Below are 23,443 nucleotides of genomic sequence, written 5' to 3'. Positions count from 1 at the left end.
ATTTCGCTGTCGCCTCCATCCCGCCAACGCGCTAGGTTTGCAAGGAAAATGAGCTCGGGCGCCGTCGGTGCCCTGGGAGAGAGCCCCCGACCCATGCTGCACGATTGGGGCGTGATCGCCGCCGCCTTCGGCTATATCGGCTTCCTGTTCCTGGTGGCGAGCCATGGCGACCGGCGCTCGCCAGCCGGGCGCGGCCGCGCTTCCGGGCTGATCTATCCGCTGTCGCTGGCGATCTACTGCACCTCCTGGACCTTCTTCGGCTCGGTCGGCTTCGCCACCCGCACCTCGACCGACTTCCTCGCGATCTATCTCGGCCCGATCCTGATGATCGGGCTCGGGGCCGGCGTGCTCCGCCGCGTGATCCAGCTGGCGAAGGCCCATAACATCACCTCGATCGCCGACTTCATCGGGGCGCGCTACGGCAAGAGCCAGGCGGTGGCGGCGACCGTGGCGCTGATCGCCATCATCGGCTCGGTGCCCTACATCGCGCTCCAGCTCAAGGCGGTGGCCTCCTCACTCGAAACGATCCTGACCGAAGACCAGGCCTTCGCCCACATCCCGCTCGTCGGCGACGTGGCGCTGATGGTGACGCTGTCGATGGCGGCCTTCGCGGTGCTGTTCGGCACGCGGCAGACCGACGCCACCGAACACCAGCACGGCCTGATGCTGGCGGTCGCGACCGAATCCATCATCAAGCTGGTCGCCTTCCTCGCCGCCGGCATCTTCGTCACCTTCTGGATGTTCTCGCCGCACGAGCTGATCGAGCGCGCGATGAGGACGCCGGAGGCGGTGCGCGCCATCAACTATTCGCCGTCGATCGGCAATTTCCTCACCATGACGCTGCTGTCGCTGTGCGCGATCATGCTGCTGCCGCGCCAGTTTCACGTCAGCGTGGTGGAGAATTCCTCCGATGCCGAGGTCGGCCGCGCCCGCTGGCTGTTCCCGCTCTACCTCGTCGCCATCAATCTGTTCGTGATTCCGATCGCGCTCGCCGGACTCGTGACGTTCCCGTTCGGCGCCGCCGACCCCGACATGTACGTGCTGGCGCTGCCGATGGAGGGCGGCGCGGACCTGCTCAGCGTCGCCGTGTTCGTCGGCGGGCTGTCGGCGGCGACCGCGATGGTGATCGTCGAATGCGTCGCGCTCTCCATCATGGTCTCGAACGACCTCGTGGTGCCGCTGGTGCTGCAACGCCGGCCGGAGGGGCGCGCCGGCGGCGCCGATTTCAGCAACTTCCTGCTGCGCTCGCGCCGGCTCGCGATCTTCGCCATCATGGTGATGGCCTATTTCTACTATCGCGCGCTCGGCAGCACCCAGCTCGCGGCGATCGGCCTGCTCTCCTTTGCCGCCATCGCCCAGCTTGCACCGAGCTTCTTCGGCGGGCTGCTGTGGCGGCGCGCGACCGCACGCGGCGCCATCGGCGGCATGGGCGTCGGCTTTGCCGTGTGGCTCTACACGCTGTTCATCCCCAGCTTCATGGATTCCACGTCGGGGCTCCTGCTGCTGCAGCACGGCCCGTTCGGCATCGAAGCGCTGCGGCCGCAGGCGCTGTTCGGCGCCGATCTGCCGCCCCTGATGCACGGCGTCATCTGGTCTCTCTCACTCAACATCCTGACCTATGTGCTGCTCTCGCTGGCGCGTAGGCCGTCTTCCATCGAGCTGTTGCAGGCCGACCTGTTCGTGCCCAACACGATCGCGCCGATCTCACCGAGCTTCCGCCGCTGGCGCACCAGCGTCACCGTGCAGGACATCCAGACCACGGTCGCGCAATATCTCGGCCCCGACCGCGCCCGGCAGTCCTTCGAGGCCTTCTCGGCGCAGCGCAACGTCCGGCTGGAGCCCGGTGCGCCCGCCGATTTCGAGCTGCTGCAACACGCCGAGCACCTGATTGCCTCCTCGATCGGCGCGGCCTCCTCCCGCCTCGTGATGTCGCTGCTGCTGCGCAAGCGGACGGTCTCCGCCAAGGCCGCACTGAAGCTGCTCGACGATTCGCACGCCGCGCTGCATTTCAACCGCGAGATCCTGCAGACCGCGCTCAACCATGTGCGCCAGGGCATCGCCGTGTTCGATGCCGATCTGCAACTGATCTGCTCCAACCGGCAGTTCGGCGACCTCCTCAATGTGCCGCTGCATTTGATCCAGTTCGGCACGCCCTTGCGCGAGATCCTGGAATTCATCGGCCTCGGCGATCCGAACGATCCGCTCGAGCGCGAGGCCCTGCTGGAACGGCGCCTTGCCGCCTACACAACGGACAGCGAGCCTTATCTCGAACGCCTGCCGGAACGCCACATGGTGATCGAGGTGCTCACCAACCGCATGCCCGGCGGCGGCTTCGTCATCACCTTCACCGACGTCACGCCGACCTTCGAAGCCGCCGAAGCGCTGGAGCGCGCCAATGCGACGCTGGAAAAGCGCGTGCGCGACCGCACCGAGGAGCTGACGCGGCTGAACTCCGAGCTGGCCCTCGCCAAGAGCGCGGCGGAGGACGCCAGCATTTCCAAGACGCGCTTCCTCGCCGCAGCCAGCCACGACATCCTGCAGCCGCTGAACGCGGCGCGGCTCTACGTCACCAGCCTCGTCGAGCGCCAGCACAACGGCGAGGAGACGCGGCTGGTCGAGAACATCGACGAATCGCTGCAGGCGATCGAGGAGATCCTCGGGGCGCTGCTCGACATCTCCAGGCTCGACGCCGGGGCGATGACGACCTCGATATCGAGCTTCAAGATGGCCGATCTGATGCGCTCGCTCGAGATCGAGTTCGCGCCGATCGCGCGCGCCAAGGGCCTGGAACTCGTCTTCGTGCCCTGCTCGCTGCCGGTCGAGTCGGACCGCCTGCTGCTGCGGCGGTTGCTGCAGAACCTGATCTCGAACGCGATCAAGTACACCCCGCGCGGCCGCGTGCTGGTCGGCTGCCGCCGCCGCGGCGCCTCGCTCAAGATCTGCGTCTACGACACCGGCGTCGGCATCCCGCCGGTCAAGCGCGGCGAGATCTTCAAGGAATTCCATCGCCTGGAGCAGGGCGCGCGGATCGCGCGCGGTCTCGGCCTCGGCCTCTCGATCGTCGAACGGCTGGCGCGCGTGCTCAAGCACGGCATCGCCATCGACGGCAATCGAAGCGGCGGCTCGGTGTTCTCGGTGACCGTGCCGACGGCGAAGGCGGTTACCCACACCGCGGCCGTGACCAGCGCAACGCCGCTGGCGCGCACGCCGATCTCGGGCGCGCTGATCGTCTGCATCGAGAACGATGCGGCGATCCTCGACGGCATGCGCACGCTGCTCAAGGCCTGGGACGCCGAGGTGATTGCGGTGGCCGATCCGGAAGGGGCGATCGCCGCCCTCGAAACCGCCGGGCGGCGCGTCACCGGCCTGCTCGTCGACTATCACCTCGATCGCGGCAACGGCATCGCCGCCATCCGCGAGGTCCGCCGCCGCTTCGGCGACGGCATCCCTGCCATCCTGATCACCGCCGATCGCAGCCCCGCCGTGCAGGTCGCCGCGCGCGACGAGAAGATCGCCGTGCTCAACAAGCCGGTGAAGCCGGCTTCGCTGCGTGCCCTGCTGGGACAATGGCGCACGCAGCAGATGGTGGCGGCGGAGTGAGGCGCACCGCTCTGCTCTCGCCACATCGTCATTGCGAGCGCAGCGAAGCAATCCAGAAACTTTCCGCGGAGACATTCTGGATTGCTTCGTCGCAAGGGCTCCTCGCAATGACGGAGCGAGGGGAAGCATCGCCATCCGCCAGCATGCATTGAAATCGTAGGCACACATTCGCCTTCTCGCGGCGCGTTTCGCCCGAGTTTTGCGCTTCGCTTAACGCCCTCTTGTAGAAAGGGCGCAGGGAAGGCCGGGTGCTGACATCGCACCCGCGGTCCGCTGCGCGAAATGCACACGCAGAAAGAACCGCACAGCAGCATACAGGTGGAGCCGAACACACGGCCTTCCCTGCGCGATGGTCGGACGGCTTATGCCGCGCTCTCCCGGGAGCCGAGTTCCCTCTGGCCTCCCTCGCTCTCACGAAAGTCACCGACACTGCGCCGGTTGACGCAGATGCCGCATCCGCAAGCGCTTGACCGTAGCAACGACGGCCAGGACCACACGGTTTTGCCGTTACGCGAACGGCGCCGTTCGTACAACGCGGCTTGCGAAACGCTCACGGGGCTCGGCTCAATCCATCACCCCGCCCTGCGCCTCACATCCGCGACGGCGCCAACGCGTCCACCGCAGCCCGATCCGCGGCTCGTGACGACGTACGACCGCCCCTTTTCGCCGGATCAGGATGCGCGACACATACGAAAAATCCGAATTTCTGTAAAGCAGAATCTTGACGGCTGCTCGATTGACCTAGGCGTTGCTGTTTTGCGCGACGATGACCCAACCCTTAGGGGTGGCTCTGTCTCATCCCCGCAAATCACGTTTCGACGAACGCGCACATGATGTGCCGTCATCTCCAGCAGCAGCGCGAAAAGCGGAGGGCGTCAGCCGTCCGGGTTGGACGAGGAAGTACCTCGGTTGACGTCCCTCAGTTCTTGGGCTGCCCGAAATCGACCAGCGGCGGCGGCAACTCGACGTCCGGAATCTCGATCTTGATCTTATCCAGATCCACCTTGATCGGGGCGTCCAGCAACCCGGTGACAGTGATCGGGAATGCGATCACGACCGCAACCATGATCGCCTGCAGTCCGATCCACGGCACCGCGCCCCAATAGATGTCTGAACTCTTGACTTCCCTCGGCGCCACGCCGCGCAAATAGAACAGCGCGAAGCCGAAGGGGGGATGCAGGAAGGAGGTCTGCATGTTCACGCACAGCATGATCCCAAACCAGATCAAGGCGGCATCCGCTCCGACGACAGGGGTGAGGAGCTTGAGGGCGGTCGGCGCGATCATGGGGACGATAATGAAGGCGATCTCGAAGAAGTCGAGGAAGAACGCGACGAAGAAGATGAACAGATTGATGAAGATCAAGAAGCCCCATACACCGCCCGGCAACGATGTCAGCATGTGTTCGAGCCAGAGGCCCCCGTTGCAGCCGAGAAAGACAATCGAGAAACAGGTCGATCCAATGAGGATAAAAGTCACCATGCAGGTGATGCGCATGGTGGTCTCATAACCCTGCTTTACCAGCAAGCGCAGGTCGGGAATCCTGATTACCTCGAGACACACCCAGGCCACTGCCAGATAGGCAATCGCGAACGCAATTTTGAACGGAAGATTTGGCGTGAAGTAGATGCCGATGATGGTGCCCACGCCGGCCGCGGCCACGCCCACCAGCAAGACCTTGTGACCGGCAGAGCTGAAATCCTTGTGATGGATGACGGCGAGGACGATTGCGCCGACGGCGCCCATGGCACCCGCTTCGGTCGGCGTGGCGAGCCCCATCATCATCGTGCCGAGCACCACGAAGATCAAAACGGCCGACGGAATGATGCCCAGAAGGCATTTGCGCCAGAGTGCCCAGCCCTTGAGCGTCCTCGCTTCCTTCGGCACCGCCGGAACATGGCCCGGTTTGACGATGCTCAGAACGAAGGTGTAGCCCGCGAACAGCGCGATCTGGAGTATCGATGGCCCCCAGGCGCCCAGATACATGTCACCCACCGACTTTCCGAGCTGGTCCGCGAGCACGATCAAAACCAGCGAGGGAGGCACCAGCTGGGTTATGGTGCCGGAGGCTGCGAGCACGCCGGTGATGTAGCGCACGTTGTAGCCGTAGCGGATCATGACCGGCATCGAGATCAGCGCCATGGCGATGACCTGCGCCGCCACTGTGCCTGTGATGGCCCCGAGGATGAAGCCGACGATGATCACGGAATAGCCAAGACCGCCGCGAACGGGACCGAACAGCTGCCCCATCGAATCCAGCATGTCCTCTGCGAGGCCGCATCGTTCGAGGATCGCTCCCATGAACGTGAAGAATGGGATGGCCAGCAGCAGCTCGTTGGACAGAACGCTGCCGTAGATGCGCTCCGGGATCGCCTGGAGGAAGCTGAACTCGAAAAATCCCAAATGGATCGCGAGAAATCCGAACGAGAGCCCGAGGGCAGCCAGCGTGAAGGCGACCGGAAAGCCGATGAGCATCGCCAGCACAAGTCCGCCGAACATCAGCGGCGGCATCATCTCGATCGTGATCATTGGGTCGGCCGCTCGTATTTCGCATCGATGGTGACTTCACCGCGCAAGGCGGCGGCGCGCTTGATGACCTCCGAGATACCCTGCAAAGCCACCATGAAGAATCCGGCCGGCAGGACGAACTTGATCGGCCACCGCAGCAGGCCGCCAGCATTGTTCGACATCTCGCCGATGATGATCGAGCTGTAGAACATCCCCCACGACAAGTAGCTGAGGAGAAGACATGCCGGAATCAGGAACACCAGCGTCCCGATCAGGTCCAGCCACAGCTGGCCGCGTTCGGAGAGCATGAGATAAAGGATTTCGACGCGGACGTGCTCATTGCGCTTAAAGGTGTAGGACGCGCCGAACATCACGATGACGGCGAACATATACCACTGGGTCTCTAGCCAGCTGTTCGAACTGTAGCTAAACGCATACCGAATCATCGCATTGACAGCACTCACGACGCAGGCCGCGAGCACCAGAATATTGCAGACGTTGCCGACCTTTTCGTTCAGCCAGTCGATAGCCGTACTCATCGCCAACAATGGGCGCATCGATGCCTTGTCCCCGCTCGCTGAGTACTATCCCCCAGGCGAGCAGGACCATGGCGCTGCATCAGTTGCCTGCCACGTCTGCGCGGGAGCTAGTTGACCCCTCCTGATGCTTCCGCCCGTTCTTGCTGTCGGTTTTCGGCAAGACACGTTCAGGTCTCAGCCGCCGCGTGAAGCAGGGCCACCTTTACCGTCGGCCAATTCCCGGTCAACAGGGAAATGGACAGTTTGCCGCAGCAATGTCTAAGTTAGCGTCACTAGGCTTAATTGGGTTGACCTTCGGGGCTTACCGGCGACGCGACCGGCGGAGGACAACCTCCAGCAAGATATCACTGCTCCAGAGGAGGATTTCGTATCGGCGCATTCCTGGTCGTCTTGTCGATCGCTCTCCTCTGGGTCTTCCTGCCTCGCAACGGGCAGTCACATCGGTGGATGGAGCTGCCATTCTTTGAGACAGGAGTCCCCCTGGTGATCATCATGGCCTTGTCAGCTGGCCTGACGATGGTGATCGACCGCATCTTCTGACCGGTGTCGGCTGTCGAGGCGCGCCTAACCCTCGACGTCGTACTGCCTGCAGAGGTGATCCCCAATCTGGACCAGCATGGCAACGCATTCAGGATAGCCCGGCCGATCAGAGGTCGCCTGATCAGCGCTGGCCCGAAACTCCCAGGATTTCCCGTCGCGGAGGATGGAAATCGTCATTCCATCGGGACAGTCGGCGTGGACCTTCAACTCGGCTCTCGCCATGGCGACGAGTTCGCTTTCAGATTTTACGGGCTTGCTCATTCGTTGGCCCTTAATCTCCTAGCGAACAACCCCAGCGGCATCATCGTCGCCCGGCATCACCCAATCAAGGGCGAGCAAGCAAGCTTCCAGCAGAACGAAAGCAACGAGGCCGCCAAGAAGACCGAAAAACACGATGGAAAAAGTCCCCAACAAAAGCGCGCAGAAGGCATCTGCAAGCACCTTAGACGCGCGATCGGATTAGGTCTGGTTGGCTGCGAAGTACGGCATCTTCATCCTCCGGAGTTTGCCCCCAACTTAGCCACATCAGCCATTGGCGGTCTATTCCAAACGGCGGCTTGGCGGTCCAGCTAATCCATTGATCGAAATGCCAACAACGGGTCAAACCGCCGAAGCTCTCATCGCACCGAATGATTGCGCTCTGCCGCGAGCCCGGACATTCGCCAGTTAACGCGTAAGCGCTATCCCGTCGGCGTGCCCTGCTTCCACTGGCCGCCGGCGATCTTGGCGGCGGCGATCACCGCCTGCGTCCGGCTCTCGACGCCAAGCTTCTGCAGGATGGCCGAGACGTGGGCCTTGATGGTGGCCTCGGAGACACCGAGCTCGTAGGCGATCTGCTTGTTGAGAAGGCCTTCCGACAGCATCATCAGGACCCGAACCTGCTGCGGCGTCAGCGTCACCAGGCGGTCGCGCAGGCGGGTCATGTCGGGGTCGGCGGCGGCGGAGAGGTCGGTATCGGCGGGAACCCAGACGTCGCCTTCCATCACCTTGAGGATGGCATCGCGCAAGGTCTCGACCCCGAACCGCTTGGGGATGAAGCCGGACGCGCCGAAATCGAGCGAGCGGCGGATCGTGGCGCTGTCGTCGGAGGCCGAGACGATCACGACCGGAATCGCCGGATATTGCGCGCGCAGATAGATCAGGCCGGAAAAGCCGGAGATCCCGGGCATGGAGAGGTCGAGCAGGACCAGGTCGACCTCGGAGATCTGCTCCAGAAGCTTGGTCAGGTCCTCGAAGGATCCGGCCTCGTCGATCCTGGCTGACGGCAGAACACCCGCCACCGCCTGCCGCAACGCATCGCGGAACAGGGGATGATCATCGGCGATGACGAGATGAGTCGTGGGAGCGTTCATCGTTCTCTTGCTGTCGTTCGCGCCGAGCCGGCGAACAGATCTCGGGTGCGTCAATTCTTCCCCGAGCGGCCGTGGCATGCAAGTGCACATTATCCCTTTGCTGCAAAGGGGTTAATCCCTGGGCCCGGCATTGCACACCGGCGCCGGATACCACAGCGCCAGTGCGCAAGGCCGAAAGTCGTATTGGGGAGGGTTTCACGCCGATGTTACCTTGTGGCCAAGACCTGGGCTGATCCGGCACGTCCGGACATTCTGGGGGCGAGAGGAAACGATTTTCGGGGAGCGACTCAACATGTCGACAATGGCTGTGTCTCAATCGAGCGCGCAGGGGATGACGAAGGACGAACGATTCGTCATTCTCGCCTCCTCACTCGGTACCGTCTTCGAGTGGTACGACTTCTATCTCTACGGTTCGCTGGCCGGCATCATCGGCGCGCAGTTCTTCTCGGCCTATCCGCCGGCAACCCGCGATATCTTCGCGCTGCTGGCGTTCGCCGCGGGCTTCCTGGTGCGTCCGTTCGGCGCGATCGTGTTCGGCCGTGTCGGCGACATCGTCGGCCGCAAATACACCTTCCTCGTCACCATCCTGATCATGGGTCTGTCGACCTTCATCGTCGGCCTGTTGCCCAACGCGGCGACCATCGGCATCGCGGCCCCGATCATCCTGATCGTGCTGCGCCTCGCCCAGGGTCTGGCGCTCGGCGGCGAGTATGGCGGTGCGGCGACCTACGTCGCGGAGCATGCGCCGAACGGCAAGCGCGGCTACTACACCTCCTTCATCCAGACCACGGCGACCCTCGGCCTGTTCCTGTCGCTGCTGGTGATTCTGTTCACCCGCACCGCGCTTGGCGAGGCCGATTTCGCAGCGTGGGGCTGGCGCATTCCGTTCCTGGTCTCGGTGCTGCTGCTCGGCATCTCGGTCTGGATCCGGCTTCGCCTCAACGAATCGCCGATCTTCCAGAAGATGAAGGAAGAGGGGAAGGGTTCGAAGGCGCCGCTGACGGAGGCCTTCGGCAACTGGCAGAACGGCAAGCTCGTGCTGCTCGCTTTGCTCGGTGGTGTGATGGGCCAGGGCGTGGTCTGGTACACCGGCCAGTTCTACGCGCTGTTCTTCCTGCAATCGATCCTGAAGGTCGACGGCTATACCGCCAACCTCCTGATTGCCTGGTCGCTGCTGCTCGGCACCGGCTTCTTCATCGTGTTCGGCATGCTCTCCGACAAGATCGGCCGCAAGCCGATCATCCTCGGCGGCTGTCTGATCGCGGCGCTGACCTTCTTCCCGATCTTCAAGATGATCACGTCCAACGCCAACCCGGCGCTGGAAAAGGCCATCGAGACGGTCAAGGTCGAGGTGGTGGCCGATCCCGCCAAGTGCGGCGATCTGTTCAACCCGGTCGGCACCCGCGTCTTCACCGCGCCTTGCGACACCGCGCGCGCCTACCTGTCGCAATCGTCGGTCAGGTACACGACGACGCCAGGTCCGGCCGGCTCGGACGTGAAGGTCGTGGTCAACGGCAAGGACGTGCCCTACGCCAACGCCAAGGACAGCAACCCGGCTGTTCTCGCCGCTGTGCAGGCGGCTGGCTATCCCAAGGCGGGTGACGCCGGCATCGTGAAGATGTCGCATCCGCTCGACATCTTCCGTCCGCAGGTGGCGGCGATCATCGGCCTCTTGTTCATCCTGGTCGTGTTCGTCACCATGGTGTACGGCCCGATCGCGGCGATGCTGGTCGAATTGTTCCCGACCCGCATCCGCTACACCTCGATGTCGCTGCCCTACCACATCGGCAACGGCTGGTTCGGCGGCCTCCTGCCCGCCACCGCCTTCGCCATCGTGGCCTCGACAGGCGACATCTATGCCGGTCTCTGGTACCCGATCATCTTCGCCTCGATTACCGTGGTGATCGGCTTCCTGTTCCTGCCCGAGACCAAGGACGTCGACATCAAGGCGACCTGATCCCAGCAGAGATCGACGACACCAACCGGCCGCGGTCTTCCCGCGGCCGGTTTTGCTTTGTGTGGTTCTTGCCCGAAAGCTACCGATTGCTGCCGATGAATTGCAGAACGATCTCACGGCGGTGCGGGCGGCTGCGATGCTCGATCAGGTAGATCGCCTGCCAGGTGCCGAGCGCGAGCGTGCCGCTCAGGACCGGGACCTGGAGCGAGGTCTGCGTCAGCATGGTCTTGATATGAGCGGGCATGTCGTCGGGTCCCTCGGTGTCGTGGGTCCACCCGGCGTTCTCCGGTGCGAGCCGCGACAGGGCCGTGGTGAGATCGACCAGCACGGAGGGGTCGGCGTTCTCCTGGATCGTCAGCGAGGCCGAGGTGTGGCGGATGAACAGCGTCAAGGCGCCCTCGCCTGCGTGCGCCTCGGCGATGAACTTTGCGGCCTCGCTGGTCAGATCGGTGAAGCCGCGGCCGGGCGTCTGCACGGTCAGCAGCGATGAGGTGATCATGGTGGCTTGCGCTGAGGATGGTGCGGAGCGCGTGCTGGATCTGGCTGATGTCATGAAAGGTATCTCAACTCGAAAACGATCGTAGGGTGGGCAAAGGCGTTCTTACGCCGTGCCCACGTTCTTTCTCGACCACGAAGAATGCGTGGGCACGCTTCGCTTTGCCCACCCTACGGCAGCTCGTCACGCATCAGATCTTCCCCGACACGTCTTTCTGCACGCGGTTCGCCATGTCGATCAGCCGCCGCCAGGCCTTTTCCAGGAACGACATCACGCGGTCGACGTCCTGATCGCTCGGCAGCGGGATCTCGATCTTGCGCTCGCCCTCGGCGACCTTGGGCTCGGGTTTCCTGAGTGGATCGGATTTCGGCAGCGCCTCGTCGATCTTGCCCGACACCGTCGGTCCCGCCGCGAGTTGCCCCTTCAGCCGCTCGACCTCGGCCTGGAGCCTGCCGATCTCGGCGTCGAGCGCGGTCCGCTCGTCGGGCACCGCGTAGCAGGCCCAGCCGGTGCCGTTCTTGGTGCAGGTCGAGACCGTGCCGGTGCGCGTGTCGAGCCGCAGCACGCCCTCGGGGATGGGCGTCATGCTGTAGCGGCCGTTTTCGCCGTCGGGCGCCGATTGCGCGGCCACGAGGCCGGCGCTGACCACCGTCAAAGCGGCCGCCGCCGCGAGCCATGATGTCGTGGATGACGTCGCAGGTCTCATCATTGTCTCCGCCCCGGCACTGCTGCGGCTGCGGCTGCAATTCTACACCCCCCGCCGGCAATCCGCCGCCAAAAAGCCGCCCCTGAAATCAACGAACAAGGCGGCTTCTTTGATCCCACCAGCGCGGCGAAAGCACGGCTGCATCCGCCGATCCCGAGCAGACCTGCTGCGGTGCGGCGTCACGCTGTGTGCAGCGCTGCCGCGCGCGCCAATATCGTCAATAAAATCAAATACATAATCGGAAGCGACGCAATCGTGACTTGGCTTGACTTGATTATGGGCCATCAGTATGGTCCGCGCGGCTTTTGAGGGTGACGGGCGCAATTTCCATTCAGCCGCAGCGTTTCGGGTCTTCGTTGCATGACACAGGGCACGGGACACGGCGAGGATGGAGATCGCGATAGATCGTCCGAGGAAGCCGCGCTTTCCGATCGGCTCGGAAATCTTGATCAGCGGTTGTCGGAATTTCGCGACCGCAGGGCCAAGACCGAGCAACCCGCAGGTGACGATGGAGACAAAGCGGCCAGAGCCTCGGCGATGGCGCTTGGTTTTCGGTTATCCTCCGAGTTGGTCGCCGGTGTCGCTGTCGGAGCGGGGATTGGCTGGGGGTTCGACCGTTTGCTGTCGACGTCGCCTTTCGGATTCATCGTGTTCCTGCTGCTGGGCTTCGTCGCCGGCGTGGTGAATGTGGTGAGATCGGCAGGCGCGGGTCAAAACAGGCGCGGTGGTTCTTAGAGCTGGTCCCACCAGGAGAGGAATGATCGTGCCGGCCTCGCCGGTACGGGCCGGCCCGGCCGGCAGACCGAGACCCGCCGGCATTGCCCGGCAGACCAAGAGATGCCGCGCCGATGAAAATCGATCCGATCCACCAGTTCAACATCGAGCCTCTCTTCACCCTGGGCCATATCGGCAATCACACGATCGCCTTCACCAATTCGTCGCTCTACATGCTGATCGCGGTCGCGATCATCTCGCTCCTGATGCTTGCCAGCGGCTCGCAGCTGGTTCCCGGGCGCCTGCAGTCGGTCGCCGAGATCTCCTACGAGTTCATTGCGGCCACGATCCGCGGCAACGCCGGCGCGGAAGGCATGAAGTTCTTCCCGCTGATCTTCTCGCTGTTCATGTTCATCTGCGTCTCGAACCTGGTCGGCATCATCCCCTACACCTTCACGGTTGCGAGCCACCTGATCGTCACCGTGGCTCTCGCGCTGGTGGTGTTCTTCACCGTCCTGATCTACGGCCTCGCCAAGAATGGCCTGAAATTCTTCAAGATCTTCGTTCCCCACGGCGTTCCCGGCTACATCCTGCCGCTGGTCATGTTCATCGAGGTCCTGTCGTTCTTCCTGCGGCCGGTCTCGCACAGCATTCGTCTGTTCGCCAACATGCTGGCCGGCCACATCGCGCTGAAGGTGTTCGCGGGCTTCGTCGCCATGCTGGGCTTCTCGCTCGGCGCCATCGGCTGGGTCGGAGGCGTGCTGCCGCTGGCGCTCACGGTCGCGCTGTACGCGCTCGAGATCCTGGTCGCGTTCCTGCAAGCCTATGTGTTTGCGATCCTGACCGTCATTTACCTCAACGACGCCATTCATCCGGGACACTGAGCGGTCCGGGGAATTTCCACCCACAACCCAATCTTTCTTCCAAGGAGTCTAAAATGGATCCGGCAGCAGCAAAACTTATCGGCGCGGGCATCGCGTGCATCGGCATGGGCGGTGCGGGCGTCGGCGTGGGCGTGATCTTCGGCAACTACCTCGCCGCAGCCGTCCGCAACCCCTCGGCCGCTCAGGGCCAGTTCGGCAACCTGATCTTCGGCTTCGCCGTGACCGAAGCGCTCGGCATCTTCTCGCTGCTGATCGCGCTGCTTCTGCTGTTCGTTTTCTAAAGGAACGACTTCTTCGCGCCGCTTCATCCGAAGCGGCGCGTGACAGCAACAGGAGTACTCCATGGCCGAGAGTCATGGCGGGGCAAAAGGACCGGCGGCGGGTGCCCACACCGAAGCCGATGGCGGTCATCACAGCGGCGGCTTCCCGCCGTTCGAGAGCAGCACCTTTGCTTCGCAGCTGGTGTCGCTCGCGATCTTCTTCGTCCTGCTTTACGTCATCGTGTCCAAGCTCGCTCTGCCGAAGGTCGGCGGTGCGATCGAAGCACGCCAGAACAAGATCGAGGGCGACCTCGCCGAAGCGCAGAAGCTGAAGGACCAGTCCGAGGCGGCGCTGAAGGCCTATGAAGGCGAGCTCGCGTCGGCGCGTTCGCGGGCGCAGGCGATCGGCAACGAATCCCGCGACAAGGCGAATGCGCAGGCGGACGCCGAACGCAAGGCGCTGGAAGAGCAACTGGCGGCCAAGCTCGCCGAGGCAGAGAAGACCATCGCCTCGACCCGCACGGCCGCGATGAGCAACGTCCGCGGCATCGCGGCCGACGCGGCAGGCCAGATCGTGCAGCAGCTCACCGGGGTCGTTCCGGATGCCGCCTCGGTCAATGCCGCCGTCGATGCGTCCTTGAAGGGTTAGCCGCAGATGTTCTTCAATCCTGAAACCTGGGTCGCCGTCGCCTTCGTGATCCTGATGGTCGTGTTCGGCTATCTCGGCGTGTTCAAGTCGGCGATGACCGCGCTCGATCATCGCGCCGCCCGCATCAAGGCCGAGCTCGACGACGCCGCGCGCCTCAAGCAGGAGGCGGCCAAGGTGCTCGCCGACTACAAGGCGCGCAGTGCCACGGCCGAGCGCGAGGCCGCCGACATCATCGCCAACGCCAGGGCCGAAGCCGAGCGCATCGCCGCCGACGCCAAGGCGAAGATGGAAGACTTCGTCGCCCGCCGCACCAAGACCGCGGAGAGCAAGATCGCGCTGGCCGAGGCCCAGGCACTGGCCGACGTCCGCGCCGCAGCCGCGGAAGCCGCCGTCCAGGCCGCCTCCACGATCCTGTCGCAATCGGTCAGGGGCCAGGTCGCCGACGACCTGCTCGCCAAGGGCATCAGCGAAGTCCGGCAGAAGCTGAACTGAGGGATTTGCCTTTACCAATCGAAAAGCCGGCGCGATGAGCGCCGGCTTTTTTGTTGGCTGAAAGGCCCCCGTGTCCCGGACGCGGCGCGGCATGCAATGGCGCGACGCGGAGCCGGGACCCATACATCCGCAGCTCTGGGCCCCGGCTCTGCAGCACAGCGCTGAAGGAGCACTGCGCTGCGTCCGGGGCACGAGATATCACCTACTTCTTCTTCCGCCCCTTCGGCTCCGGCGAGAGCGCCTGGGGGTCGAAGCCGACATAGAAAATGTAGTTATCGGCGACCGCGGGCGCCGGCGTCGGATAGGCCAGATCCTCGGCGACGAAGGTGAAGGGCACGCTGCCACCTTCCGACATCGCCACCGTGGTCCGGTAGGCCTTCGAGGCGATCACCTTCTCGCCGACGCCGCCTTCCACGACGGCGATGCGCAGCGGCACCTCGACGGAGGCAGGCGCCCCGGCGGGGCCGGCGATGACGCGGCCCTGGATGCCGATCCGGGCTGTGATGCCAGCGCTGCTGCGCGAGCATTCGCGCGCCATCTTGGTGATCGAGGCCTGGAAGCGGATGTCATTGCCGACGGCCGGCTTGCCGCTGGCGCCGACCGCGTAGGTCGAGGCCCCCGCGCGCACCGTGACCTGCGGGCAATCGAGATCGTCTTCGGCCGGCTGCCCGGGCGCAGGCGCCGGCTTCGGTTCGGCCGGCTCGTCGGACTTGCCGCCGAACAGGCTCTTGAAGCGGTCGGTCAGCGACTGCGCCGCCACCGGCGTGACTGACGCCAGCGCAACCGAGAACGCCAGCGCGATCCCCGTTCCCAGCCGCAACGCATTCCGCGATGACCAAAGCTCCTGCACCATCGACGCCCGTACTCCATGACAATGGCCCGGCCGATCGCCGGCCGGGGCATGCGGTTATATCGCCAAAATCGGCGAACCCAAGGCAGTAAAGGGGAGGCCGCGGCCGCACGAGATGGCCGCTCAGCCGCGGAAATCCTCGTGCAGCAGGCCGAACAGCAGGTGATCCTGCCAGACCCCGTTGATGCAGAGATAGCGGCGCGCCAGCCCCTCGCGCGAGAAGCCGCACTTCTCGAGCACCCGGATCGACGGCGCATTGGTGGGGATGCAGGCGGCCTCGACCCGGTGCAGGTTGAGCTCACCGAACAGCGTCGGCAGCAGCACCCGCAGCGCGGCCGTCATGTAGCCGCGATGGGCATAGGGCTGGCCGACCCAATAGCCGATGGTGCCGGCCTGCACGATGCCACGCCGGACATTGGCGAGCGTGATGCCGCCGACCAGGGCACCGTCGAGCTCACGGAAGATCAGAAAGGGATAGGAGCGGTCCGCGGCGATGTCCTCGGAATAGCGGCGCAGGCGGCGGCGGAAGCCGGACCGGGTGAGATCGTCGGACGGCCAGATCGGCTCCCAAGGCGTGAGATAGTCGCGGCTGGTCTCGCGCAAATGCGCCCATTGCAGGAAGTCCGACATTTGCGGCGCGCGCAGGAGCAGCCCGTTGCCGCGCGGCGCGAGGGCGGCGGGTCCACTGGATGGCAGGCGAAAGAGGGCCATGGTGATGCTTCCCGGGGGCGAGGCAGCCCGCGCGCGGCTCCTAAACCAGCCGCGCCTTTAGTGTAGCCGAGCTTTGGCGCGAGCCCGGGTCAATCCTTCCGCAAAAGACACCGCCGTGTCCAGACCCCTGCCACTGCCCAATGCGACAACCGCTGGCCGGCTGCGCGACAGCAGCGCACGGGCCGCGTCCCGCGTCGATTCGATGCTGACGGCGTCGATCCGGGCGACCAGCTCCTGCACCGTCTGCGGCCGCCCATAGGCCAGCACATGCCGGGCGAGCTGCTCGGCGCGGGAGGAGCAGCTCTCCAGCGCCATCAAGAGACCCGCCTTCATCTGCGCCTTGGCCCGGGCGATCTCGGCCTCGGTCAGCGTCTCCACCGAATCGTTCATGATGTCGACCACCACCTCCATCATCTCCGGAGCGTCGGCGGGATCGGTGCCGGTGTAGAGGCCGAAAAAGCCGGTGTCACTGTAGGGTGCGTGGAAGGTGTAGATGGAGTAGCAGAGGCCGCGCTTCTCGCGCACCTCCTGGAACAGGCGCGACGACATTCCGCCGCCGAGGATGTTGGTGAAGACCTGGAGCGAGAACAGCGACAGATCGTTCTGGGGCACGCCTTCGAGCGCCAGCGTCAGATGCGCCTGCTCGAGCTCGCGATGCACCACCTTGGTGCCGCCCTTGCCGAACATGGCGGCCTGCGGCTTCGGACCCGGCGTCCCCTCGAAGCTCGCAAAACGCTTTTCGACCTCGGCAACGACCTGGGCGTGGTTGACCGCGCCGGCCGCCGCCACCACCATGTCGGGCCCGCGATAATGCGTCGAAAGGTAGCCGCGCAGCATGTCGCGGTTGAAGGCGCGCAGCGTCTTGGCGGTGCCGAGCAGCGAGCGGCCCATCGGCTGGTCGGGATAGCAGAGCTCGTTCAGATGCTCGAAAACGACGTCGTCGGGGGTGTCCTGCGCGGCGCCGATCTCCTGCACGATGACGTTCTTCTCGCGCTCCAGCTCGTCGGGCTCGAAGGCGGGATTGGCGAGGATGTCGGCGAGCACGTCGAGCGCGAGCGGCACGTCGGCCTTCAGCACCCGCGCATAATAGGACGTGGTCTCGGTCGAGGTGCCGGCATTGAGGTCGCCGCCGACCGCCTCGATCTCCTCGACGATCTCGCGCGAGGAGCGCTTGGTCGTGCCCTTGAACGCCATGTGCTCCAACAGATGCGAGATGCCGTGCTCGTTGGGCTTCTCGTCGCGTCCGCCGACGCCGGCCCAGACGCCGAGTGCCGCCGTCTCGAGGTGGGGCATCTCGTCGGTGACGACGGTGAGGCCGGAGGCAAGCTTGGACATCTCGACGCTCATCCGGCAACTCCCTGCTTTGCGGCGCGGCTGGCGGACAGCACGAACCGCTCGACCTCGGCCTGATCGTTCTTCATCACCCTCATGTGTTCGGATTTGGTCATCAGGCCGTCGAGCCAGGCCGGCAATTGCGGCCGCTGGCCGCAGGCCGCCTCGACGGCGTCGGGGAATTTGGCCGGATGCGCGGTCGAGAGCACGATGCTCGGCACCCTCGTATCGGTGGTGTCGCGGTCCGCGACCGCGAGCGCCACGGCGGTATGGGGATCGACCAGCTCGCCGGCTTCGCGCCAGGCGGCGCGGATCGCAGCTGCAGTCTCGGTCTCGTCGGCGCGCCCGGCATCGAACTCCTCGCGAATCGCGGCGAGCGTCGCATCGGGCAGCACGAAGCGCCCGGACTGCTTCAAGGACTCCATCAAGCGGCGAACGCCGACGGCATCGCGCCGGCCGGCCTCGAACAGCAGCCGTTCGAAGTTCGAGGAGATCTGGATGTCCATTGACGGCGATGCCGTCGCGTGCACCTCGCGCACCTCGTAGATGCCGGTCTTCAGCGTGCGCGCCAGAATGTCGTTGACGTTGGCGGCGATGCGCAGGGTGCGCACCGGCAGCCCCATGCGCTTGGCGACGTAGCCGGCGAAGATATCGCCGAAATTGCCGGTCGGAACGACGAAATCGACCGCGCGCGCCGGCGCGCCGACCGCGACGGCGGAGGTGAAATAGTAGACCACCTGGGCGACGATGCGCGCCCAGTTGATCGAATTGACGCCGGAGAGCGAGGTCGCATCGCGGAAGCGGTGGTTGTTGAACATCCCCTTCACGAGCGCCTGGCAGTCGTCGAAGGTACCCTCGATGGCGAGCGCATGGACGTTGGCCGCGCCCGTCGTCGTCATCATCCGCCGCTGCACCTCGGAGATGCGGCCATGCGGAAACAGCACGATGAGATCGACGTTCTCGAGCCCCGCAAAAGCTTCGACCGCGGCACCGCCGGTATCGCCTGACGTCGCGACCACGATGGTGGTGCGCTGGCCGCGCTTTTCGAGCACATGGTCCATCAGCCGCGAGATCAGCTGCATCGCCACGTCCTTGAAGGCGAGCGTCGGACCGTGGAACAGCTCCAGCACGAACTGGTGCGGCGACATCTGGCGCAGCGGCACCACCGCAGGATGGCGGAAGGTGGCGTAGGCCTCGTTCGCCATGCGCCCGAGCTCGGCGTCGGAAATCTCGCCGCCGGCGAAGGGACGAATCACGTCGACCGCGACCTCCCAATAGGGGCGGCCGAAGAAGCCGGCGATCGTCTCGCTCGGAAGCTGTGGCCACACCGCCGGCACATACAGGCCGCCGTCGCGGGCGAGCCCGGTCAGCATCACGTCGCAAAAGCCGAGTTCGGGGGCTTCGCCCCGGGTCGAGATATAACGAGTCAAACTGCCCTCCAAAGGCCGGCCGGGCCGAAGCTCGATCCTTAAGCCTTTGATTTTACGTAATTACTTTCCAAGAGCCAGCGGCTTTGCGCCACCATAGAGTGTTTTGCGGCATCGGGAAACCGCTTCCGCCCTTCCCCTCATCCAATGAAAAAGGGCTGCGGCATTGCCGCAGCCCTTCTCTTGGAAGGCCTGTCGTTGTGTGCAGACCGGTTTGCTTCGTCGGGGTCGTCGCCCCTCAAAACTGTTCCGGCAAGCTTTCGTCGCCTGTCACGCAATCGTCAAGGCCAAAACCCGCAGGCCTGGAAAATGTTCCTGTTTTTCCCGGCCCGGCTCCGTCTCGGCCTGTGCGGCCACAGCAGCCTCGGCGATGAATTCCGCTTTTTCCCGATTGAACCGTGGGAACGAATACAGCCTCGGCCCATTGTGTCGGCGGATGGGTGCCAGCCTGTTGTCCATGCATTGCCCGGCCAACGGCGGCGCCGATCCGTCGGCCGAACCGCTGCATCCTGGAGCAGCCGGTTCGGTCGCTGGCGACGGTCAGGTCATCCCGATTTCCACGGCAATCCGGATCAGGTCGGAATGGTTCTTGGCGCCAAGCTTCTGCTTGAGCAGCGACGTGGTGTTGGCGACCGTCTTGTAAGAGATCCCGAGCGCCTCGGCGACCTCGACGATCTTGTCGCCGCGTCCGAGCAAGCGGAGAATCTCGAGCTCCCGGGGCGTCATCTGCGAAGCCGGGTTGGCCTTGATCGCCGCGCCCGAGAAGGTCACGGCTTCCGCAAGCTGCGGTGAGATGAAATTGTCGCCCGCGACCACCTTGCGCACGGCTTTCAGCAGGATCCTGGGGTCGTCGCCCTTGGAAACAAAGCCCTGCGCCCCAAGCTCGACCGCCCGCAGCACGAGGGCCGGGTCGTCGTTCATGCTGAACATGATGATCTTGGCGTCGGGATCGTCCTTGCGGATGCGTCGCATTAGCTCGAAGCCGGAGACGTCGGGCAGGATGATGTCGATGACGGTGACGTCGGGCCGCTTGCTGACAAAGGCACGATGCCCGGATTTGGCGTCGCTGGCCTCGTCAATGCGGATCGATTGGTCGGACGCGAACAGGGTGCGGCAGCCGGACAGCACCACGGGATGGTCGTCGACGATCAGGACCCTTGTCGCCAGCTTGGCGGTATCTTGCATTACGTACTCTCTTGTTTTTCGACCATAGTCCGGCGGGAATAAATGGAAAGAGCAAATTCCGTCCATGCGCGTTAGAATTGCCCCAATGTGGCACCGACTTTCGTTCCGAACGCAATTATTCCTTCCGCTCGGCGCCGGCTTTCTCGCGGCGCTGATCCTGGCTGGCATACTGCTCCAGGTTTTCGCGACGGGCAAATTGACGGAGGAGAACGAACCGCGAAGGCGTTCGATCGAAGCGGTCGCCGCCGCGCTCAACCACGCCTTGGGCGCGTCGGACAATCCACGACGGACCCTCGACGCCTTTGTCCGTTCGTTGGATACCTCCTCGGCCATCCAATTCCGCGCTGTGGAAGCAGGTCCCCCCTCGCCAGCGAAGGACGACCTGCGCAAGCCGCATGGCCTGACCCAAGGGTACATCGACCTTCTCGCCGGTCCCCACATGGACACGGCCTTTCCGGTGACGATCGACGGCAGACATGTCGGCGACATCGTGTTTCCGCAGGGCATGTCGGCCGATCCGTTCGAGAAATGGATTGGCCTTCTCGCGCTCGCCGGCCTGCTCGCCGCGCTCATGATTCTTATCGGCACGAGTGCCCACGCCTTGTCGGGATCTGTGCTGCGCCCCCTGCAGGATCTCGGCGAGGGCCTCGCGCGAATGAGGCGGGGCGACTACACCAGGCCTATACCGGTCAGGGGCCCGCCGGAAATCCGGCAAAGCTGCGAGGAGGCGAATGCGCTGGCTGCAACGCTGGCGCGTTTGAGCCAGGACAATCGCGATCTGATGCACCGCCTGGTGTCGCTCCAGGATGACGAGCGGCGCGATCTCGCCCGCGAACTGCATGACGAGCTCGGCCCGCTGCTGTTCAGTATCCGCGCCGGCACGATCGCGCTGAGCGAGGCCTCCCAGCCCATGGGACATCTCGGCAATTCGGCACAGGACCTGCTGAAATCGGTCGAGGCACTGCAGCAGACCAACCGCCGCATTCTCGATCAGCTGCGACCGCTCTATATCGAGGAAGTCGGCCTTTCGAGCAGCGTGCAGACGCTGCTCCGGAATTTTCGCAAGCAGGCCCCTCATATCGTCCTGACGGACGCGATCGATCCCGATCTCAGCGGGATCGGCGGGCCGCTGGCGCAGACCGTCTATCGGGTGATCCAGGAGGCACTGACCAACGTGCTGCGACATGCCAACGCCGGCAACGCCCATGTGCAGGCGACGGTCGCCGACAAGACGCTCGTCGTCGAGGTCTCCGATGACGGTGGCGGTTTTCCTGCGGACAATGTCTTCGGCCGGGGCCTGACCGGCATGCATGAGCGCGTGCGCGCGCTCAGCGGATCGCTATCGCTGTTGCGTGTGGACGAGCGAACCTACGTGCGCTGCCGCCTTCCGGCGGAGACGACGCGGGACGTTCCATCACCGGGCTAATTCAGCAGGCGCAGCCATCATGCGCATTCTGTAGCGCCGGCTCGCACAGCGTGGTGCGGATCTTGCCATCCGGGCTGAAGCCGAACGAGGCCTGAATGCGCAGCGCGCCGGCGACGGAATATTCGAGGTGGACGCCGTGGGGCGCGGGATGGATCTCTTCCAGCCCGAACCCTGCCAACGAAAAGGCGCTGAGCCGCGGCTGCCAATAGGCCTCGATCTCGCTCCGGCCGCGATAGCGCCGCGCGCCCTCGCACGTGCATTCGAGCTGCGCGTCGTCGGCATAGAGGTCGAGCAGGGCTGCGATGTCACCCTTACGGCAGGCATCCACCCAGTCGACGATAATTCCCATCTGATCGAAATCGCTCACGTCGCAATCCTGTCTGCCGCGGACAATACCGGCCGGCTTAGGACCACACTCGTGAATATCGGCTGAATAATAAACCCCGGGCGATACCGGGTTTCCTCGAGGGACCTCCAAAGCGCGATGCGTTCAGGATGAATCGTGATCGCGCTTTAGACTATTGTCTGAGCATGATCTTCGGAAAACCGCGACACCTTTTCCGGATCATGCCCCTCCGAGCTCAGCGCTGCCACCGGCCTCTTGCCCACACGACGAAGGCGATCAGCACGGCGCCTGCAAGCGTGAACCAGGTGATTGCATACTGCAGATGGTCGTCCTTGAGATTCACCACGAGCGGCCCTGGACGCGGAATGCCGTTCGCCGGCGCGGGCTGCTCGAGATCGACATAGAACGGCGCAACCGCACCCCAATGAAGCGCGCTTGCGATTGCCAGATGATCGCGCACGAACCAGAGCCGCTTGCCGCGATTCTCCGCCGGAGTCAGCCAGCTCGAGCCTTCTGGAAAGCGCAGATAGCCGGTGAACGACACCGGCTCGCCCGTGACCAGCTTCTTCACCGCGCGATCCTCGACGTCGCGGTCCTGCATCGTGTTCTCGACGAAGCCGGCGTCGATCACGAGCATCTCGCCGCCGGGAAGCCGTGCCGGCAGGAACGCCCAGGTGCCCGGGCCGGAGGCGTCCTTGCGAACCGCCGAGCCGGAGGAATAGACCATTGCATCGGGCAGGGCCGCGTAGGTCGCGGTGAAGCGGACGCGGCGGAATTCGTCGCGGGCAGGATTGAGCGCGGCCCATTGCGCAGGAGGCGGCAGCGCGACGGGCGCCGCGGCAAGCCGCTCGGTGAGCGCCGCGATCAGCGCGTGCTTGGCTGTGCGGCGCTGCAGCTGCCAGACACCGAGTGCGACGAACACGGCCGTCAGGAACAGCGTGAACAGCGCGAAGCCGGTCACGCGGGCCTTGCGTGCAGGCACGGTCATTTCGCGCGATCGACCAACCGGCCCGGCGCCGCCTTGTGGTGGAATTGCAGCGCGATTAGCAGCGACTTCATCGAGCGCAGCGGCAACAGCGTGGTGGCGAGGATCAGCGGCAGCCAGAGCACGGCATGCAGCCAATATGGCGGCTGGTACTTGACCTCGACGATGAGTGCGCACGCGACAACGATGCCGCCGGCCAGCATGATGATGAAGATCGCCGGGCCGTCGCCGCTATCGATGAAGGAATAGTCGAGCCCGCAATTGTCGCAGGCGGGCGCGAGCGTCAGAAAGCCCGCGTACAGCTTGCCCCGGCCACAGCGCGGACATCTGCAGGCCAGCCCGCGCAGCGCGCTTTGCAGGACGGTGGTTTCGGATTGGGGCGTGCCGGCACTGTCGTTCATGAGGGCGGACTCTATCACAGTTTCCGACGAAACCTCGGGCGGCCGGAAAACGAAAGGGCGGCCCCGCGGCCGCCCCTCCTGGTCG

Annotated in this window: 25 protein-coding genes; 9 read left to right on the top strand and 16 right to left on the bottom strand. The window is 64.5% G+C overall.

Annotated elements, in window-relative coordinates; all coding sequences use genetic code 11:
- The first annotated feature begins 93 nt into the window (after positions 1-93).
- Positions 94-3,600 carry a PAS domain-containing hybrid sensor histidine kinase/response regulator gene (locus tag BDOA9_RS08450; protein WP_025033507.1) on the top strand — a complete coding sequence of 1,169 codons (3,507 nt, stop codon included), beginning with the start codon at positions 94-96 and terminating at the stop codon, positions 3,598-3,600.
- A gap of 919 nt (positions 3,601-4,519) precedes the next feature.
- Here the strand turns inward: BDOA9_RS08450 and BDOA9_RS08445 are convergent.
- The 3 genes from BDOA9_RS08445 to BDOA9_RS39380 form a co-directional block, all read right to left on the bottom strand.
- Complete coding sequence (locus tag BDOA9_RS08445) at positions 4,520-6,127, bottom strand: TRAP transporter large permease (RefSeq protein ID WP_025033506.1); 1,608 nt, start codon at positions 6,125-6,127, stop codon at positions 4,520-4,522.
- Entirely contained in the window at positions 6,124-6,663 is a 540-nt protein-coding gene (locus BDOA9_RS08440; protein WP_025033505.1) for a TRAP transporter small permease subunit, read from the bottom strand. The genes BDOA9_RS08445 and BDOA9_RS08440 overlap by 4 nt, the downstream gene beginning before the upstream one ends.
- Before the next feature lie 546 nt (positions 6,664-7,209).
- Complete coding sequence (locus BDOA9_RS39380; RefSeq protein ID WP_025033504.1) at positions 7,210-7,446, bottom strand: hypothetical protein; 237 nt, start codon at positions 7,444-7,446, stop codon at positions 7,210-7,212.
- Between BDOA9_RS39380 and BDOA9_RS38740 the strand changes: the two genes are divergently transcribed.
- Positions 7,381-7,758, top strand: a complete 378-nt coding sequence (locus BDOA9_RS38740; protein ID WP_192859546.1) for a hypothetical protein — start codon at positions 7,381-7,383, stop codon at positions 7,756-7,758. The genes BDOA9_RS39380 and BDOA9_RS38740 overlap by 66 nt on opposite strands.
- Before the next feature lie 107 nt (positions 7,759-7,865).
- Here BDOA9_RS38740 and BDOA9_RS08425 read toward each other — a convergent pair whose 3' ends face one another.
- Entirely contained in the window at positions 7,866-8,537 is a 672-nt protein-coding gene (locus BDOA9_RS08425) for a response regulator (RefSeq protein WP_025033503.1), read from the bottom strand.
- Between the two features lie 331 nt (positions 8,538-8,868).
- Between BDOA9_RS08425 and BDOA9_RS08420 the strand changes: the two genes are divergently transcribed.
- Positions 8,869-10,494, top strand: coding sequence for an MFS transporter (locus tag BDOA9_RS08420; RefSeq protein ID WP_025033502.1), 1,626 nt, complete (start codon positions 8,869-8,871; stop codon positions 10,492-10,494).
- Between the two features lie 79 nt (positions 10,495-10,573).
- Here the strand turns inward: BDOA9_RS08420 and BDOA9_RS08415 are convergent, their stop codons facing one another.
- The 3 genes from BDOA9_RS08415 to BDOA9_RS38735 form a co-directional block, all read right to left on the bottom strand.
- Positions 10,574-11,047 (bottom strand): secondary thiamine-phosphate synthase enzyme YjbQ, encoded by a 474-nt coding sequence (locus tag BDOA9_RS08415; RefSeq protein ID WP_025033501.1) that lies wholly within the window; start codon positions 11,045-11,047, stop codon positions 10,574-10,576.
- Positions 11,048-11,180: 133 nt separating this feature from the next.
- On the bottom strand, positions 11,181-11,696 hold the full coding sequence (locus tag BDOA9_RS08410; RefSeq protein WP_025033500.1) for a hypothetical protein: 516 nt from the start codon (positions 11,694-11,696) through the stop codon (positions 11,181-11,183).
- A 42-nt stretch (positions 11,697-11,738) separates the two neighbouring features.
- Positions 11,739-11,981 carry a hypothetical protein gene (locus tag BDOA9_RS38735; protein ID WP_192859545.1) on the bottom strand — a complete coding sequence of 81 codons (243 nt, stop codon included), beginning with the start codon at positions 11,979-11,981 and terminating at the stop codon, positions 11,739-11,741.
- 75 nt (positions 11,982-12,056) lie between these two features.
- Here BDOA9_RS38735 and BDOA9_RS08405 point away from each other — a divergent pair, with 75 nt between their 5' ends.
- The 5 genes from BDOA9_RS08405 to gspM all read left to right on the top strand — a co-directional run bounded on the left by BDOA9_RS08405 (position 12,057) and on the right by gspM (position 14,695).
- A complete protein-coding gene (locus BDOA9_RS08405; RefSeq protein ID WP_025033499.1) occupies positions 12,057-12,431 on the top strand; it encodes an AtpZ/AtpI family protein in 375 nt (124 codons plus the stop codon).
- A gap of 113 nt (positions 12,432-12,544) precedes the next feature.
- Positions 12,545-13,294, top strand: coding sequence for a F0F1 ATP synthase subunit A (locus tag BDOA9_RS08400; protein WP_025033498.1), 750 nt, complete (start codon positions 12,545-12,547; stop codon positions 13,292-13,294).
- A 53-nt stretch (positions 13,295-13,347) separates the two neighbouring features.
- Positions 13,348-13,575, top strand: a complete 228-nt coding sequence (locus BDOA9_RS08395; protein ID WP_018643436.1) for a F0F1 ATP synthase subunit C — start codon at positions 13,348-13,350, stop codon at positions 13,573-13,575.
- 61 nt (positions 13,576-13,636) lie between these two features.
- The gene (locus BDOA9_RS08390) at positions 13,637-14,203 is read left to right on the top strand and encodes a F0F1 ATP synthase subunit B (protein WP_025033497.1); all 567 of its coding nucleotides are present in this window, start codon (positions 13,637-13,639) and stop codon (positions 14,201-14,203) included.
- 6 nt (positions 14,204-14,209) lie between these two features.
- The gene (gene gspM, locus BDOA9_RS08385) at positions 14,210-14,695 is read left to right on the top strand and encodes a type II secretion system protein GspM (protein ID WP_025033496.1); all 486 of its coding nucleotides are present in this window, start codon (positions 14,210-14,212) and stop codon (positions 14,693-14,695) included.
- Positions 14,696-14,897: 202 nt separating this feature from the next.
- Here gspM and BDOA9_RS08380 read toward each other — a convergent pair whose 3' ends face one another.
- From BDOA9_RS08380 to BDOA9_RS08355, 6 genes are all read right to left on the bottom strand, one after another.
- The gene (locus BDOA9_RS08380) at positions 14,898-15,548 is read right to left on the bottom strand and encodes a hypothetical protein (RefSeq protein WP_025033495.1); all 651 of its coding nucleotides are present in this window, start codon (positions 15,546-15,548) and stop codon (positions 14,898-14,900) included.
- 120 nt (positions 15,549-15,668) lie between these two features.
- Positions 15,669-16,256, bottom strand: a complete 588-nt coding sequence (locus BDOA9_RS08375) for a GNAT family N-acetyltransferase (protein WP_025033494.1) — start codon at positions 16,254-16,256, stop codon at positions 15,669-15,671.
- Positions 16,257-16,313: 57 nt separating this feature from the next.
- Entirely contained in the window at positions 16,314-17,603 is a 1,290-nt protein-coding gene (locus BDOA9_RS08370; protein ID WP_025033493.1) for a M16 family metallopeptidase, read from the bottom strand.
- Complete coding sequence (gene thrC, locus BDOA9_RS08365; RefSeq protein WP_025033492.1) at positions 17,600-19,018, bottom strand: threonine synthase; 1,419 nt, start codon at positions 19,016-19,018, stop codon at positions 17,600-17,602. Before thrC ends, BDOA9_RS08370 begins: the two co-directional genes overlap by 4 nt.
- Before the next feature lie 267 nt (positions 19,019-19,285).
- Positions 19,286-19,474 carry a hypothetical protein gene (locus tag BDOA9_RS08360; RefSeq protein ID WP_025033491.1) on the bottom strand — a complete coding sequence of 63 codons (189 nt, stop codon included), beginning with the start codon at positions 19,472-19,474 and terminating at the stop codon, positions 19,286-19,288.
- A gap of 81 nt (positions 19,475-19,555) precedes the next feature.
- On the bottom strand, positions 19,556-20,200 hold the full coding sequence (locus tag BDOA9_RS08355; RefSeq protein ID WP_025033490.1) for a response regulator transcription factor: 645 nt from the start codon (positions 20,198-20,200) through the stop codon (positions 19,556-19,558).
- An 85-nt stretch (positions 20,201-20,285) separates the two neighbouring features.
- Here BDOA9_RS08355 and BDOA9_RS08350 point away from each other — a divergent pair, with 85 nt between their 5' ends.
- Positions 20,286-21,626: an ATP-binding protein gene (locus BDOA9_RS08350; protein WP_025033489.1), complete on the top strand. Its 1,341-nt coding sequence runs from the start codon at positions 20,286-20,288 to the stop codon at positions 21,624-21,626.
- A gap of 1 nt (position 21,627) precedes the next feature.
- Here BDOA9_RS08350 and BDOA9_RS08345 read toward each other — a convergent pair whose 3' ends face one another.
- The 3 genes from BDOA9_RS08345 to BDOA9_RS08335 all read right to left on the bottom strand — a co-directional run bounded on the left by BDOA9_RS08345 (position 21,628) and on the right by BDOA9_RS08335 (position 23,358).
- Entirely contained in the window at positions 21,628-21,993 is a 366-nt protein-coding gene (locus BDOA9_RS08345; RefSeq protein WP_025033488.1) for a nuclear transport factor 2 family protein, read from the bottom strand.
- A gap of 214 nt (positions 21,994-22,207) precedes the next feature.
- Entirely contained in the window at positions 22,208-22,960 is a 753-nt protein-coding gene (locus BDOA9_RS08340; protein ID WP_025033487.1) for an SURF1 family protein, read from the bottom strand.
- Positions 22,957-23,358 (bottom strand): DUF983 domain-containing protein, encoded by a 402-nt coding sequence (locus BDOA9_RS08335; protein ID WP_025033486.1) that lies wholly within the window; start codon positions 23,356-23,358, stop codon positions 22,957-22,959. Before BDOA9_RS08335 ends, BDOA9_RS08340 begins: the two co-directional genes overlap by 4 nt.
- Between the last annotated feature and the right edge of the window lie 85 nt (positions 23,359-23,443).

Origin of the sequence: Bradyrhizobium sp. DOA9, from assembly GCF_000617845.2 — a bacterium.
Classification (GTDB): Bacteria; Pseudomonadota; Alphaproteobacteria; order Rhizobiales; family Xanthobacteraceae; genus Bradyrhizobium.
This window is presented reverse-complemented; position numbering and strand designations above follow the sequence as displayed.